The sequence below is a fragment of the Paraburkholderia sp. BCC1886 genome, from assembly GCF_900996245.1.
In the GTDB taxonomy this organism is placed as follows: domain Bacteria; phylum Pseudomonadota; class Gammaproteobacteria; order Burkholderiales; family Burkholderiaceae; genus Paraburkholderia.
In genome coordinates this window covers 23840-38599 of the sequence record NZ_CAAJGK010000044.1, presented here as the reverse complement: position 1 = coordinate 38599, position 14760 = coordinate 23840, and the positions used below count along the sequence as shown (strand labels likewise).

General features: G+C 64.3%; 13 protein-coding genes. 3 read left to right on the top strand and 10 right to left on the bottom strand.

All coding sequences use genetic code 11. The features are described 5' to 3' along the window. Positions 1–5: 5 nt before the first annotated feature. From prmC to FQ746_RS14070, 4 genes are all read right to left on the bottom strand, one after another. Positions 6–860: a peptide chain release factor N(5)-glutamine methyltransferase gene (prmC, locus tag FQ746_RS14085; protein WP_144110003.1), complete on the bottom strand. Its 855-nt coding sequence runs from the start codon at positions 858–860 to the stop codon at positions 6–8. 6 nt (positions 861–866) lie between these two features. Continuing rightward, positions 867–1949, bottom strand: coding sequence for a peptide chain release factor 1 (gene prfA, locus FQ746_RS14080; RefSeq protein WP_144110002.1), 1083 nt, complete (start codon positions 1947–1949; stop codon positions 867–869). Positions 1950–2106: 157 nt separating this feature from the next. After that, a complete protein-coding gene (gene hemA, locus FQ746_RS14075) occupies positions 2107–3393 on the bottom strand; it encodes a glutamyl-tRNA reductase (protein ID WP_144110001.1) in 1287 nt (428 codons plus the stop codon). Positions 3394–3468: 75 nt separating this feature from the next. Beyond that, complete coding sequence (locus tag FQ746_RS14070; protein ID WP_144110000.1) at positions 3469–4179, bottom strand: response regulator transcription factor; 711 nt, start codon at positions 4177–4179, stop codon at positions 3469–3471. A 203-nt stretch (positions 4180–4382) separates the two neighbouring features. On the opposite strand from FQ746_RS14070, the gene FQ746_RS14065 reads away from it, so the two are divergent. Genes FQ746_RS14065 through FQ746_RS14055 form a run of 3 tightly spaced genes read left to right on the top strand, consistent with a single transcriptional unit; the run spans position 4383 to position 7166 of the window. After that, positions 4383–4664: a hypothetical protein gene (locus FQ746_RS14065; RefSeq protein ID WP_144109999.1), complete on the top strand. Its 282-nt coding sequence runs from the start codon at positions 4383–4385 to the stop codon at positions 4662–4664. Positions 4665–4682: 18 nt separating this feature from the next. Beyond that, positions 4683–6497, top strand: a complete 1815-nt coding sequence (locus FQ746_RS14060) for an aminopeptidase P family protein (protein WP_144109998.1) — start codon at positions 4683–4685, stop codon at positions 6495–6497. 45 nt (positions 6498–6542) lie between these two features. Beyond that, on the top strand, positions 6543–7166 hold the full coding sequence (locus FQ746_RS14055; protein WP_144109997.1) for an HAD family hydrolase: 624 nt from the start codon (positions 6543–6545) through the stop codon (positions 7164–7166). A 32-nt stretch (positions 7167–7198) separates the two neighbouring features. On the opposite strand, the gene FQ746_RS14050 is transcribed toward FQ746_RS14055, so the two are convergent. The 6 genes from FQ746_RS14050 to ugpB form a co-directional block, all read right to left on the bottom strand. Next, entirely contained in the window at positions 7199–8323 is a 1125-nt protein-coding gene (locus FQ746_RS14050) for a DUF748 domain-containing protein (RefSeq protein WP_144109996.1), read from the bottom strand. Positions 8324–8441: 118 nt separating this feature from the next. Continuing rightward, the gene (gene ettA / locus FQ746_RS14045; protein WP_144109995.1) at positions 8442–10109 is read right to left on the bottom strand and encodes an energy-dependent translational throttle protein EttA; all 1668 of its coding nucleotides are present in this window, start codon (positions 10107–10109) and stop codon (positions 8442–8444) included. Between the two features lie 248 nt (positions 10110–10357). Continuing rightward, positions 10358–11458, bottom strand: coding sequence for a sn-glycerol-3-phosphate import ATP-binding protein UgpC (locus FQ746_RS14040; protein WP_144109994.1), 1101 nt, complete (start codon positions 11456–11458; stop codon positions 10358–10360). Between the two features lie 46 nt (positions 11459–11504). Beyond that, positions 11505–12350: a sn-glycerol-3-phosphate ABC transporter permease UgpE gene (ugpE, locus tag FQ746_RS14035; protein ID WP_144109993.1), complete on the bottom strand. Its 846-nt coding sequence runs from the start codon at positions 12348–12350 to the stop codon at positions 11505–11507. Next, positions 12347–13231 (bottom strand): sn-glycerol-3-phosphate ABC transporter permease UgpA, encoded by an 885-nt coding sequence (gene ugpA / locus FQ746_RS14030; RefSeq protein WP_144109992.1) that lies wholly within the window; start codon positions 13229–13231, stop codon positions 12347–12349. Before ugpA ends, ugpE begins: the two co-directional genes overlap by 4 nt. Positions 13232–13275: 44 nt before the next feature. Further along, positions 13276–14601, bottom strand: coding sequence for a sn-glycerol-3-phosphate ABC transporter substrate-binding protein UgpB (gene ugpB / locus FQ746_RS14025; protein WP_144109991.1), 1326 nt, complete (start codon positions 14599–14601; stop codon positions 13276–13278). Positions 14602–14760: the final 159 nt, after the last annotated feature.

The window sequence follows — 14760 nt, the reverse complement described above, 5'->3', positions numbered from 1 at the left end:
CGTTTCTAAAGCATGCCTCGAGCCTTCCACCTTCCGCCGCTGATCCGTTCGATACCGGCGAGATCGCGCGCAGACCGCACCTCGGCAAAACCCTGCGCAACCAGCAGCGCGCGCACGGCTTCAGCCTGGTCGTAGCCGTGTTCCAGCCATAGCACGCCGTTAGCCGCAAGCCGCGCCGGCGCACCGGCCACGATGATGCGGATTGCGCTGAGTCCATCGGCTTCGTCGGTAAGCGCGCCGCGCGGCTCGTAGCGCAAATCGCCTTGCGTCAGATGCGGATCGCCGCTCGCGATATACGGCGGATTGCTGACGATGGCGTCGAAGCGCAACGCCGGATCGAGCGAATCGAACCAGTCGCTTTGTTGCCAGACGAGCGCGCCGCCGGGGCGGTTCGCATCGAGCAGACGCGTGCCGTTGACCGTCGCGACGGCCAACGCCGCAGCCGAGCGGTCGAGCGCCCACACCCGCGCATCGGGCCGGTTTGCTGCGATAGCCACTGCGATCGCGCCGGTCCCGGTGCCGAGATCGAGCACGCGGGCATGCGCGATGTTGTCGATGGCCGCGAGTCCGGTTTCAACCAGCAATTCGGTGTCGGGCCGCGGAATCAGCACGTCGGGCGTCACCGTGAAGTCGAGCCCGAAAAACTCCCGGCTGCCGACCAGTTGCGCGATCGGCTCGCCGCTCGTGCGCCGTGCTTCCAGCGCGAGATAGCGCGCCACCGACACCTCGTCGAGCGAATCGTCGCTGCGCGTGATCAACTGCGTGGGGCGCCAGCCGAGCACGTGCGTCAGCAGAATGCGCGCTTCGAGCGGCGGTAGCGTTGACGCGCGCAACAGCGCGGCCGGCGTGTCGGAGCTCATGAGCGTTTAGTCCGCGTCGCCGAGCGAGGCCAGCAGTTCGGCCTGATGCTCGCTGACCAGCGCCGAGATCAGCTCGTCCAGATCGCCGTCCATCAATGCTTCGAGACGGTACAGCGTCAGGTTGATCCGGTGATCGGTCAGCCGCCCCTGCGGGAAGTTATAGGTGCGAATCCGCTCCGAACGGTCGCCCGAGCCGATCAGGCTCTTGCGGGTCGCCGCTTCCTTCGCGTGCTGTTCCTGGGACTGCTTGTCCATGATTCGCGCGGCCAGCACCTTGAGCGCGCGATCCTTGTTCTTGTGCTGCGAGCGGTCGTCCTGACATTCGACCACGATGCCCGTGGGCAAATGGGTCACGCGTACCGCCGAATCGGTCTTGTTGATGTGCTGCCCGCCCGCGCCGGACGCCCGGAACGTGTCGATGCGCAAATCGGCCGGATTGATCTCGACCGCCGCAATCTCGTCCGCCTCCGGCATCACCGCGACCGTGCAGGCGGACGTATGGATACGGCCTTGGGTTTCTGTGGCCGGCACGCGCTGCACGCGATGGCCGCCGGATTCGAACTTGAGCTTCGAATACGCCGCGTCGCCGGCAATCCGCACGATTACTTCCTTGTAGCCGCCCAAATCCGATTCGCTTGCCGACATCATCTCGACCTGCCAGCGGTTGCGCTCGGCATAGCGCAGATACATGCGCAACAGGTCGCCCGCGAACAGCGCGGATTCGTCGCCGCCGGTGCCCGCGCGGATTTCGAGGAAGATGTTGCGCTCGTCGTTCGGGTCTTTCGGCAGCAGCATCTTCTGCAATTCGGCGCCGAGTTGTTCCATGCGCTCGCGTGCCGCGCGGATTTCTTCTTCGGCGAAGTCGCGCATGGAGACGTCCGCGAGCAGTTCCTGCGCGGTGGCCGCGTCGTTCGACGCCTGCCGCCACAGCGCGTAATGCTCGACCACCGGTCCAAGCTCGGCGTGTTCACGCGTGAGCTTGCGGTATTGATCGAGATTCGCGGTAATGTCCTCGCGGCTCAACAGGTCGTTCAGTTCGGCCAGCCGGGTGGTGAGCTGGTCGAGCTTGCGTTGCATGCTCGTTTTCATCGGACGGTATCAGTAGCGAAGCGGTAGCGGAGCAGGGTAGCGGAGCGAACTCCGCAGAAACAAAGTTGGAATCGGGCATCGGCCCGGAAGTGCTGCGCGCGGTGTCGCAGCCGTTTGGGCTCCGACCGCGGCGGCGGCCACGTTGCGTGCCGCGCCGCTAACGCTCGGAAGGACCGGAGTGTTTGTAGAAGCCGCTCATCAGTTCGATGAGCTTGTCGCGGTTCTCGCTGCTCGCGCGGTTCAGCGCGTGCGTGGGACCGTGAATCAACTTATTGGTCAGCGCCTGCGAGAGCGCTTCGAGCACGGCGGCCGGGTCGTCGCCGCGAGCGAGCATTTTCTGCGCGCGTTCCACTTCGGCGCGGCGCAGCACGTCGGCCTGCGTGTGCATGTGGCGGATGACCGGCACGATGCTGCGCGCGTCGAGCCACTGCATGAAATTCTGCACCCGCGTTTCGATGATGGTTTCGGCCTGCGCCACCGCGGCTTGCCGCGATGCATTGCCTTCGCGGACGATCGCGCCGAGGTCGTCGACGGTGTACAGGAACACGTCTTCGAGCTTGCCGACTTCGGGTTCGATATCGCGCGGCACGGCCAGATCGACCATGAAGATCGGACGGTGACGGCGCGCTTTCACGGCGCGCTCGACGGCGCCCAAGCCGATGATCGGCAACGTGGATGCCGTGCAAGACACGATGATGTCGAACTCGTGCATGCGCGAAGGCAGGTCCGACAACGGAATGGCGCGCCCGTTGAAGCGTTCGGCGAGCCGCGTGCCGCGCTCGGCGGTACGGTTGGCCACCACCAGCTCGCGCGGCTGCTGCGCGGCGAAGTGCGTGGCGCACAACTCGATCATTTCGCCCGCGCCGATAAACAGCACGCGCTGATTCGCAATCTTGTCGAAGATGCGCTGCGCGAGCCGCACAGCCGCGGCCGCCATGGAAACCGACTGTGCGCCGATTTCGGTCGTGCTGCGCACTTCTTTCGCCACCGCGAAAGTGCGCTGGAACAGCTGGTTGAGATAAGTGCCCAGCGCGCCGGCTTCCGACGCCGTGCGCACTGCATCCTTCATTTGTCCGACGATTTGCGTTTCGCCCAGCACCATCGAATCGAGCCCAGAGGCGACGCGGAACGCGTGGCGCACGGCTTCCGACTGCGGCAGCGCATAGACATGGGGCGCGAGTTCGTCGACGGGGAGGTTGTGATAACGGGAAAACCACTGGATGGCGGCTTCGCGAGCCGCCTGGTCGTCTGTCGCGCAATACAGCTCGGTGCGGTTGCAGGTGGACAGAATGGCCGCTTCCGGCGCCATGCGGGCCGTGCGGCTCGCCCAGACACCCTTGAACGTGTCCAATGCCGGCTTGATCTGTTCGAGCGGAAACGCCACGCGTTCGCGCAAGGCGACAGGCGCAGTGTGGTGATTGATTCCGATCGTTAGGAGCTGCATTGAAGGGGGGCTATGGTTTAGCCCGATATTATAGCGTTTTAACGATTCTTACATTGGCGGCCCCGTCAACCCCCGTCAGCCGGACTCCACGACGGGCTGGGTTGACATCGCGTCCAGCTGATACCCGTAGCCGTAAAGCGGCATCAGGCAGTAGCCGTATTCCGGTCGCAATTGCAGTTTGCTGCGCACCCGCGACGCGTGGGTGTCGACGGTGCGTGACGGAACGTCGCGGCCGCGCGACCAGACGTTCTCCAGAATGTGCGCGCGCGACACGGGCCGCGACAGGTTGGCGAAGAGCAGCAGCGCGAAGCGGAACTCTTTCGGCGTCAGGGAAACGGTCTGGTCGCGGAAACTGACCGCGAATTGCGTCGCGTCGAAGGAATAGCCGCTAATCACGTCGCGGCGCCGGGTGGTGGGCCTGCGCAGCGCCGCGCGACGCAGCAGCGCGTCGACCCGCGCCAGCATTTCGGGACCGCGCACCGGTTTGGCCAGACAGTCGTCGGCGCCCGCATGCAATGCCGCGACGATCTGGCTTTCGCGCGGCTCGTTCATCAGCACGATGACCGGCAGGCCCGGCAGAATGGAGCGCGCCAGCGGAATGACGTCTTCGGCGGAACGGTCGCCGGTCCAGCCCTCGGTGATGAGCAGGTCGAAAAATTCGTCCGCCGCCCGGGTGAGGAACTCGCTACTGATAGTGAAGTGTTGACACGCATGACCGCCGGCGAAAATCAGCCGGCCGACCAGTTTGGCGTGTCGCAGATCCGGCTCGATAAGGGCGATGCGCATGGAGCGATGTCAGCCTCGGCACCCACGCGGCTGGGCTTTAGCGGCAAGCCGTCGGCTTGCCTAAGATCACCCCGACCCCTAAACTCAACCGCTATGCGGAAAAGCGCCGTACTGAACTTCTTGGTTAATGAGGCCAAAATGCTAGCTGTCCAATCCCGTTGCGCCCATGAGACGAATCCGAAAGTGCATGGGGTGTTCCGCTAATGGGTTGGACTGGCATCGTTGTGCTCGGCGCGGTCATCGGCCTCGCCGGCTGGTGGTTGCATCCGCTGCGGCGCGCGAATCGTTCTGGCCGCACTGACCGCGCCGGCCGCGCCCGCTGGTGGATCGGCCCGGCGGCCGGCATGGCCGGCGCCGTGCTCGCCGCGATGGCCGGCAATCTCGTCGGCCTTTTCCACGATGGCGACACGCTCGAATGGCCGGTGTGCACGGCCATCGCGTTGATCGCCGTCACTCTGACGGTCGGCTCGCTCTCCCGTCGATGATTCCTTGCAGGTGACCCCATGAACGCCCGACTCCCCGACACCGCTTCCATTCCCGAACGTCTGGCCAGCCTGCGTGCCGCGATGGCGCAGCAAGGCGTGGCCGCCTACCTGGTGCCGTCCGCCGATCCGCATCTGTCCGAATATCTGCCCGGCCGCTGGCAGGGCCGCCAATGGCTGTCCGGCTTTACCGGCTCGGCCGGCACGCTGGTCGTGACCGCCGACTTCGCCGGCGTCTGGACCGACAGCCGCTATTGGGAGCAGGCCAATGCGCAACTCGCCGGCACCGGCGTCCAGCTGATGAAGATGACCGGCGGCCAGCTCACCGTGCCGCATTTCGACTGGCTCGCGCAGAACGTGGCGCGCGGTGGCGTGGTCGGCGTGGACGGTGCGGTGCTGGGCGTCGCGGCGGCGCGTGCGTTGACCCACGCGCTGACGGCGAGCGGCGTGCAACTGCGCACCGATGTCGACCTGTTCGACGCAATCTGGCCACAACGGCCCTCGTTGCCCGACGACACCGTATTCGAGCACAGTGCGCCGCAAGCGAGCGTCGCGCGCGCGGACAAACTCGCGCAGGTCCGTCACGCGATGGCGGAGAAGGGCGCGCAGTGGCACTTCGTCTCCACGCTCGACGACCTCGCGTGGATTCTCAATCTGCGCGGCGCGGATGTGAGCTACAACCCGGTGTTCGTCGCGCATGCGCTGATCGGCACCGAGCGCGTCGCGCTGTTCATCGCCGACGGCAAGGTGCCTGCCGCTGTCGCCGCCGCGCTCGCGCAAGACGGCATCGATGTGAAGCCGTACGGAGAGGCCGCTGCCGCACTCGCCGCGCTGCCTGCCGACAGCACGCTGCTGATCGACCCGCGCCGGATCACCTACGGTTTGCTGCAATCGGTACCGTCCACGGTGAAGGTGGTCGAGGCGGTCAATCCGTCGACCTTCTTCAAATCCCGCAAGACCGAGGCGGAGGCCGCGCACGTGCGCGCCACCATGGAACAGGACGGCGCCGCGCTGGCCGAGTTCTTCGCGTGGTTCGAAAGCGCGCTCGGCCGGGAAACCATCACCGAACTCACGATCGACGAGCGCCTGACGGCGGCCCGCGCGCGCCGTCCCGGCTTCGTGTCGCTGAGCTTTGCGACCATCGCCGGGTTCAACGCGAACGGCGCGATGCCGCATTACCGCGCGACCGACGAAGCGCATTCGGTCATCGAAGGCGACGGTTTGCTGCTGATCGACTCCGGCGGCCAGTATCTGAGCGGCACCACGGACATCACCCGCGTGGTGCCGGTCGGCACGCCGAGCGCGGCGCAGCGGCGCGATTTCACGATCGTGCTGAAAGGCACGATGGCGCTGTCGCGCGCGCAGTTCCCGCGCGGCATCCGTTCACCGATGCTCGACGCGATCGCCCGCGCGCCCATCTGGGAAGCCGGCGCGGACTACGGTCACGGCACCGGTCACGGCGTGGGCTACTTCCTGAACGTGCACGAAGGTCCGCAGGTCATCTCGCACTACGCGCCCGCCGAGACATGGACGGCCATGGAAGAAGGCATGATCACCTCGGTCGAGCCGGGCATTTACCGGCCAGGCAAGTGGGGAATCCGCATCGAGAATCTGGTGCTGAACGTTGCGGCGGAGAAAACCGAGTTCGGCGATTTCCTCCAGTTCGAGACGCTCACGCTGTGCCCGATCGACACCCGCTGCCTCGATCTCGCGCTGCTGCGCGACGACGAACGGGCGTGGCTGAACGCGTACCACGAGACGGTGCGCGAGCGTTTGTCGCCGCATGTGGCGGGCGAGGCGAAAGCGTGGCTCGAACTGCGCACGCAGCCGGTCTGATCGTCGCCGAATCAGGGATAACGGATCACGAATAAAGGAGAGCGCATGGCCATCAAGGCAGTCGTGTTCGATTTCGGCGGCGTGCTGATCGACTGGGATCGCGAGTATCTGTATCGCCAGCTGATTCCTGACGACACCGAGCGGCGCTGGTTTCTTACCCACGTCTGCTCGATGGACTGGGTCATCCAGCAGGACGGCGGTCAGCCGATCGCCGAAGCTACAGCGGAACTGATCGCCCGGTTTCCCAATCACGCCGTGCTGATCCGCGCGTTCTACGAACGCTGGCACGAGATGGTGGCGGGTGTGCTGGAAGACGGCGTGGCGCTGATGGAAAAGCTCGAAGCCGCCGAGGTGCCGCTGTTCGGCCTGACGAACTGGTCGGCGGAGACCTTCCCCTATGCGTGGGAGCATTTTCCGGTGTTGCGGCGGTTTCGCGACATCGTCGTGTCGGGGCGAGTGAAGCTGGCGAAGCCCGATCCGGCGATCTTCGCGGCCATGCGCGAGCGCATCGAAGCGCAACTGCCGGGCGTCGCCGCCGACGAACTCGCGTTCATCGACGACAACCTGAAGAATATCGAAGCCGCGAACGCGCTCGGCTGGCACGGCGTGCATCATGTGAACGCCGCGCAGACCGAAGCGGCCCTGCGTGCGCTGGGCTTGCCGGTCTGATGCTCTAACAGCTAACTCGACTTGCCGGGCTGCTACTGCCCGAGCAGATTCTTCAGCGCGTTCCCCAAGCCTTTGACCGTATCGCCCGCGCCCTTCGCCACACCTTCGACGCTCACGCCGCCCAGCGTCTTCGCGAGCCCTGCGCCGAGGCGCATCAACAAACCTTCCTGTACCGAGAACTTCGGGTCGTGCAGGTTGCCGTCCAGCACGAAGTTCAGCGTGATATCGCCGTTGTGCGTCTTGAGCGCGGCGACCGCCGCCTTGGTCGGAATCGACATGAACGTGTCGAGCGGATTGTCGCTATCGGCGAGCTGCAGGTTGTGGACCGTCACCGTACCGGGCGCGTGCAACCGATAGTTGCTGACCGTCGAGTCGACCGTCAGATCGAGCGTACCGCCGGTCACCTGGGCTTTCGCCCCGGCCTTTTTCAACAGATACGGATCGAGCGTGACGATATCGACGCCGCGCAGCGTGCTGCGGGTCTGCGAGTCCTTGTTGGAAATCCTGATCCAGCCGCCGAATGCAATCGTGCCGGTATGCTGCGGACCTTTGATCGAGCCGGTGAGATTGAGCTTCGTGGGTTCCGCGAGCTCCGGCAATTGCAGATCGTCGACGCTGGCGTTGGCCTCGCTGACCGTTACCTGGAAGGCCGGCGGCCCGACGGTCATATCGTAGAAGTGGAAGTTGCCCTGTTCGAACGCGATGTGGTCGATCTGCTTGTCGCGCGTTTTCGTCACCACGACGCCGCTTGCCTGCTGGTCGGTGTTGTTCACCGATTGCCGCAGATTCGGCAGCAGGCGAACCGCCCCGTCCTTCGAGCGCAGCACCGCCATGTCGAAGCCGCGCACGACCGCGCTGCGAATATGCAGACGCCGCGCGATCATGTCGCCAATATCCGGCGTGATGACGACCTCGTCGGCGCGTAACGGATCGCCTGCCGGCCAGCCGGGCGGCGCCTTCAGCAGAACGTTGGTGAGACGAACCGAGGTGAGGCCGACGTGGATGCTTTGCGCGCTGCCAAGCGGCCCGAGCGCCGCGACCACTCGCGCCTTGACCTCGTGCTGCACGAACAGCACCGCGCCGAGCGCAATCACGATCAACACCAGCAGCACGCTGCCTGCCGCAACGATCCAGCGTTTGCCCTTCGACATCGCCATGTTTATTGCCTCCTCGTCACCGCCTGGCGGGCGGTGTGGCTTTTAATCGGTTCTGATGTCGCTGATTGCACGGCGCGTGCCCGATACCTCTTCCCCGCAACGCGCGCCGTGCGTCCGCTCAACGCGTGATCGGCTTGTAACGCAGACGCGTGGGACGGGCGCCTTCTTCACCGAGACGCGCACGCTTGTCCGCTTCGTATTCCTGGTAGTTGCCGTCGAAGAACGTCACTTGCGAGTCGCCTTCGAACGCGAGGATGTGCGTCGCAATCCGGTCGAGAAACCAGCGATCGTGCGAAATGACCAGCACCGAACCGGCGAATTCCAGCAACGCGTCTTCCAGTGCGCGCAGCGTTTCCACGTCGAGGTCGTTCGACGGTTCGTCGAGCAGCAGCACGTTGCCGCCGGCGATCAGCGTCTTCGCCAGATGCAGCCGGCCGCGTTCGCCGCCCGACAGATTGCCGACCACCTTCTGCTGGTCGCCACCCTTGAAGTTGAAGCGGCCGATGTACGCGCGCGACGGCGTTTCGTACTTGCCCACCGTCAGCACGTCGGCGCCGCCGGAGATTTCTTCGAACACGGTCTTCGAGCCGTCCAGCGCGTCGCGGCTTTGATCCACGTAGGCGAGCTTGACGGTCGGGCCTTGCACGATCTCGCCCGAATCCGGCTGTTCGCGGCCGGTGAGCATGCGGAACAGCGTGGACTTACCCGCGCCGTTCGGCCCGATGATGCCGACGATCGCGCCAGCCGGAATCCTGAAGCTGACGTCGTCGAGCAGCAGACGATCGCCGTACGACTTGCTGACGTTCTTGAACTCGATCACTTCGTTGCCCAGACGGTCGCCGACAGGGATGAAGATTTCCGAGGTTTCGTTGCGCTTCTGGTAGTCCTGGCTGCTCAGTTCCTCGAAGCGGGCGATACGCGCCTTCGACTTTGCCTGCCGGCCCTTGGGATTCTGGCGCACCCATTCCAGTTCTTTCTTGATCGCCTTCTGACGCGCCGATTCCGACGACTCTTCCTGCTTCAGGCGTTCTTCTTTCTGATCGAGCCAGCTGCTGTAATTGCCCTTCCACGGAATGCCGTGGCCGCGGTCGAGTTCGAGAATCCACTCGGCGGCGTTGTCGAGGAAGTAGCGGTCGTGGGTGACGGCGACGACGGTGCCCGGAAAGCGCGTGAGGAACTGCTCGAGCCAGTCGACCGATTCCGCGTCCAGGTGGTTGGTCGGCTCGTCGAGCAGCAGCATGTCAGGCTTTTCGAGCAGCAGCTTGCACAGTGCGACGCGGCGCTTTTCGCCGCCCGACAGATGCTCGATCTTCGCGTCCCAGGCCGGCAGACGCAGTGCGTCGGCGGCGATTTCGATCTGCTGCTCGGCGCTGCCGCCGTCGCTGGTGGCGAGAATCGCTTCGTACTTCGCCTGTTCGGCGGCGAGCGCGTCGAAGTCCGCGTCCGGTTCCGCGTAGGCCGCGTAGATTTCGTCGAGCTTTTTCTGCGCGTTGAACACGTCGCCGAGACCTTCTTCCACGGCTTCGCGCACGGTCTTTTCCGGATCGAGTTGCGGTTCCTGCGGCAGATAGCCGATGTTCAGATTCGGCATCGGCGTGGCTTCGCCTTCGATGTCCTTGTCCACCCCGGCCATGATGCGGATCAGGGTCGACTTGCCCGAGCCGTTCAGGCCGAGCAGGCCGATCTTCGCGCCGGGAAAGAACGACAGCGAGATGTCCTTGAGAATTTGACGCTTGGGCGGCACGATCTTGCCGACCCGGTTCATGGTGAAGACGTATTGGGCCATTTGCTTTGCGATAGACGTTGACGACGCCGGCCGCATGGGGCGGGCGCTCGTGGGTGGATGGAGTAAGCGGTGCTGGGACCGGGCGACGCGTCCGGCGCCGGCCGGCGCGGCAGCAGGCGCGGCGATGGTCTCCGCGATGACCCTGCGCGCACGGCCGGTTCAGGTGGCATTGTACTTCGGCGGGTGGGGGCGACGGCAGGGGGCAACGCCATCCGCCTATGTGCACGCGCCGGTGCGCACGGTTCGGCTCAGTTCACCCGCCGTCCGCTCGACGGATCGAAGAAATGCAGATGTTGTGCGGGCAGCGCCACCGGTAACGCTTCGCCTGCGGCGGGGCGCTGCGTATGCGGCAGCCGGACGGTCACGTCGTGCCGGCCCCAGCGACCGTGCGCGAGATTGTCCGCGCCGAGCAACTCGCAGGAGTCCACCGGCAGCGTGGCCATCGTCGACTGAACCGACTGAGCCCCCTGACCCGGCGTCATATGCTCCGGCCGGATGCCGAGCGTCCACTCCCGTCCGCGTGCGACTTCGCGACCGATCGCCGGCACCCCGACGAGCGGCAGGCGCGGTCCGTTGCCGGCCACTTCGAACGCCGCACCGTCGTCCGACACGCGGCCTTCCAGCAGATTCATCCCCGGCGAGCCGATGAAGCTCGCGACGAACACCGTCGCCGGCTTCTCGTACACATCGGTCGGCGCGCCGATCTGCTCCGCGTGTCCTTTGTTCATCACGATCACGCGTTGCGCGAGCGTCATCGCCTCGATCTGATCGTGCGTCACGTAGAGGCTGGTGGTGGCGAGCCGTGCATGCAGGCGCTGGATTTCCAGCCGCATCTGCACGCGTAGACGCGCATCGAGATTGGACAGCGGTTCGTCGAACAGAAACACGGCAGGCTCACGCACGATCGCGCGGCCCATTGCGACCCGCTGCCGCTGGCCGCCCGAGAGTTCGCGCGGCTTGCGCTGCAGCAGCGCGTCGAGTTCGAGAATCTGCGCCGCGGCGGCGACTCGCTTCGTAATCTGCGCGCGTTCCACGCCCGCGATTTTCAGCGCGTAACCCATGTTCTCGGCGACGCTCATGTGCGGATACAACGCGTAGTTCTGGAACACCATCGCGATGTTGCGATCTTTCGGTTCGAGCTTGTTCACTACCTTGCCGGCAATCGAAATCGTGCCCTCGGAAATGCGCTCGAGTCCGGCGACCATCCGCAGCAAGGTCGACTTGCCGCAACCCGATGGGCCGACCATCACGACGAATTCGCCGTCGGCGACGTCGACGTCGATACCGTGCAGCACGAACTGTTTGCCGTCGTAGGTTTTCTTCACGCCTTGCAGAGTCAGTGCAGCCATGCCGTTTTTGCCTTACGTTGCCTGCCGCGTCGGGCGCGGCGCCCGCTTATTTTTCCGCGTCCACCAGACCGCGCACGAACCAGCGCTGCATCGCCAGCACGACGATCAGCGGCGGCAGCATGGCGAGCAGCGTTCCGGTCATCACCAGATGCCACTCGGTCGCCGTATCGCCGGACGCGATCATGCTTTTGATGCCGACCACCGCCGTGGTCAGCGACTGCTGGCTGGTAATCAGAATCGGCCAGAGATACTGGTTCCAGCCGTAGATGAAGGTGATCACGAACAGCGCCGCCATGTTCGTTTTCGACAGCGGCAACACCACGTCCCAGAAGAAACGCATCGCCCCGGCGCCGTCGATGCGCGCCGCTTCCAGCAGTTCGTCCGGCAGCGTCATGAAGAACTGGCGAAACAGGAACGTGGCGGTGGCCGACGCGATCAGCGGCAAGGTGAGGCCGCTGTACGTATTGCTCAGATGCATCGACGACACCACTTGCACGGTCGGAAAGATGCGCACTTCGACGGGCAGCATCAGCGTGATGAAGATCAGCCAGAACGACAGATTGCGAAACGGAAAGCGGAAGAACACGATTGCGTACGCGGAGATCATCGACACTGCGATCTTGCCGATCGAAATGACCAGCGCCATGACGAGGCTGTTGAACAGCATGCGGCCGAACGGCGCCGCTGCATTGCCGCTGCCGTGCGACCAGACGGTCGCGACGTTCTCGAACAGGTGGGTGCCCGGCACCAGCGACAGCGGCACGCTGAACACCTCGTGCTCGCTCATGGTCGCCGCGCAGAACGCGACATACACGGGAAACACCACCAGCACGACGCCCAGTATCAGCACGGCATGGCAGAACAGGTCGAAGCCGCGACGGTTCTCGATCATGAGTATTGAACCCGGCGTTCGATGAAGCGGAATTGCACGACGGTCAGCGCAATCACGATGACCATCAGCACGACCGACTGTGCGCCCGAACTGCCGATGTCGAGCCCCTGAAAGCCTTCCGCGAAAATTTTGTAGATGAGCGTGCGGGTGGATTGCGCCGGACCGCCGCCGGTCGCGGCGTCGATGACCGGGAAGGTGTCGAAGAACGCGTAGGTGATGTTGATCACCAGCAGGAAGAAGCTGGTGGGCGACAGCAGCGGCAGGGCGATACCGAAGAAGCGTCGCACCGGACCGGCGCCGTCGATGGCGGCCGCTTCGATCAGCGAGCGCGGAATCGCCTGCAAACCGGCATAGAAAAACAGGAAGTTATAGCTGACCTGTTTCCACACCGAAGCCAGCACCACCAGGAACATCGCTTGTCCCGCATTGAGCGCGTGATTCCACACGATTCCGTATTTCGCCAGCGCGTAAGTGACGAGCCCAATGCTCGGGTTGAACAGAAACGACCACAGCACCGCGGCGATAGCCGGCGCGACCGCGTATGGCCAGATCAGCAGGGTTTGATAGGTCCGCGCACCGCGCGTCACACGATCGGCGCAGACCGCCAGCAGCAGCGAGATGACCAGTCCCGACACGGCGACGAGCGCGCAGAAAATCAGCGTCGTGTTGAATGACGAGAGGTACAGCGGATCGGCAAAAAGCTGCTTGAAATTGGCCAGCCCGACGAATTCGCTCGATGTGCCGAACGCGTCCTGACTTTGCGTGGATTGCCACAAGGCAACGCCTGCCGGCCAGATGAAGAACAGCAGCGTGATCGCCAGCTGTGGCGCCACTAGCAGGTAGGGCAGCAGGCTGGTACCGAAGCTGACGCGCTTTTCCATCGGGGATTCCTCGAGTTCGCTGGTGCTGGTCTGAGTCCCCGCGCTTAATTGCCGGCTTTTTCGAAGCGGCGCAGCAGGTCGTTGCCGCGCGCGACGGACGCGTCGAGCGCCTGTTGCGGCGTTTTCTTCTGTGCCCAGACCTGTTCCAGTTCCTCGTCGATCACCGTGCGGATCTGCGGCATATTGCCCAGACGCAAGCCCTTCGTGTACGGCAGCGGCGGTTTGTTGAGCATCTGCTTGATTGCTGTATCGCTACCCGGGTTCTTCTCGTAGAAGCCCTGTTGCTGCGTCAACTGGTAAGCGGCCGTGGTGACCGGCAGATAGCCCGTGTCCTGATGCCACTTCGCCGCGACCGGCGCGGAGGACAGATACGCGAGAAACTTCGCGACGCCTTTGTAGACGGCAGGGTCCTTGCCCGCCAGCACCCACAGACTGGCGCCGCCGATAATCGCGTTCTGGGGCGCACCTTTCACGCTGGCGTCGTACGGCATCATCCCCGTGCCGAAGCTGAACTTCGCATACTTCCGGATGGTGGCGAGCGACCCCGACGAGTTCGTGATGATGCCGCAGTCGCCGCTATAGAACTTCGACACCGGCTCGTCCTTGCGCCCGACATAGGTGAACGTGCCTTCCTTCTGCATGTTCTGCAGGAACTGGATGTGCGCGACCTGCAACGGCTTGTTGAATTCGAGCTGGGCGTCCGCGCCGTCGAAGCCATTGTTCTTCGTGGCAAACGGCGCGCCGTGCCACGCGCTGTAGTTCTCCAGCTGAATCCAGCTTTGCCAGCCCGACGAATAGCCGCATGCCATGCCGGACGCTTTCAGCTTTTGCGCGTCGATCTGCAGTTCGGCCCAGGTTCTGGGCGGCTGGTTCGGATCGAGCCCGGCTTTTTTGAACGCGTCCTTGTTGTAGTACAGCACTGGTGTGGAACTGTTGAACGGCATCGAAATCAGTTCGCCAGTTCTGGCGTCGCTGTAATAGCTGGCGATGGTCGGCACGAACGCCTTCTCGTCGAGCGGCACGCCCGCCTGCCTGAAGACGTCCGACACGGGGAGCACCGCTTTCTTCGCCTGCATCATGGTCGCGGTGCCGACTTCATAGACCTGCAGAATGGCCGGTGCATTGCCGCTGCGATAAGCGGCGATGCCGGCGGCCAGTGTCTGGTCGTAGGTGCCTTTGAATACCGGCACGATTTTGTAGTCGCTTTGCGATGCGTTGTACGCGTTGGCGATGTCGTTCAGGCGTTCGCCGAGCGCGGCTTCCATGCCGTGCCAGAACTGGATTTCCGTGGCGGCGTGAGCGGCCTGGCCGATGCCCAGGCTGAGTACGGCGGCGAGAGTGAGCGAACGGAATAACGGCTTGCAACGCATCGAGGTGTCTCCTGATCGGAATGGACGCGGATCGTAATCGCGCGACTCTATTTGGGTTCGATGACAGTCCGGTGTCGTGCGCCGGACAGCGCGCCCGTGCTGGGCGCGACGAATGCCGCAATTTAACATCGGCTGTCATCGAACGGAAACATTGGGGGA

Excerpts from the sequence above, each read along its gene's own strand:
- ettA (WP_144109995.1), bottom strand. The coding sequence starts at position 10,109 with ATGGCCCAATACGTCTTCACCATGAACCGGGTCGGCAAGATCGTGCCG.
- ugpB (WP_144109991.1), bottom strand. The coding sequence starts at position 14,601 with ATGCGTTGCAAGCCGTTATTCCGTTCGCTCACTCTCGCCGCCGTACTC.
- hemA (WP_144110001.1), bottom strand. The coding sequence starts at position 3,393 with ATGCAGCTCCTAACGATCGGAATCAATCACCACACTGCGCCTGTCGCC.
- FQ746_RS14055 (WP_144109997.1), top strand. The coding sequence starts at position 6,543 with ATGGCCATCAAGGCAGTCGTGTTCGATTTCGGCGGCGTGCTGATCGAC.
- ugpE (WP_144109993.1), bottom strand. The coding sequence starts at position 12,350 with ATGATCGAGAACCGTCGCGGCTTCGACCTGTTCTGCCATGCCGTGCTG.
- prfA (WP_144110002.1), bottom strand. The coding sequence starts at position 1,949 with ATGAAAACGAGCATGCAACGCAAGCTCGACCAGCTCACCACCCGGCTG.
- FQ746_RS14060 (WP_144109998.1), top strand. The coding sequence starts at position 4,683 with ATGAACGCCCGACTCCCCGACACCGCTTCCATTCCCGAACGTCTGGCC.
- prmC (WP_144110003.1), bottom strand. The coding sequence starts at position 860 with ATGAGCTCCGACACGCCGGCCGCGCTGTTGCGCGCGTCAACGCTACCG.
- FQ746_RS14040 (WP_144109994.1), bottom strand. The coding sequence starts at position 11,458 with ATGGCTGCACTGACTCTGCAAGGCGTGAAGAAAACCTACGACGGCAAA.
- FQ746_RS14065 (WP_144109999.1), top strand. The coding sequence starts at position 4,383 with ATGGGTTGGACTGGCATCGTTGTGCTCGGCGCGGTCATCGGCCTCGCC.
- FQ746_RS14070 (WP_144110000.1), bottom strand. The coding sequence starts at position 4,179 with ATGCGCATCGCCCTTATCGAGCCGGATCTGCGACACGCCAAACTGGTC.
- ugpA (WP_144109992.1), bottom strand. The coding sequence starts at position 13,231 with ATGGAAAAGCGCGTCAGCTTCGGTACCAGCCTGCTGCCCTACCTGCTA.
- FQ746_RS14050 (WP_144109996.1), bottom strand. The coding sequence starts at position 8,323 with ATGGCGATGTCGAAGGGCAAACGCTGGATCGTTGCGGCAGGCAGCGTG.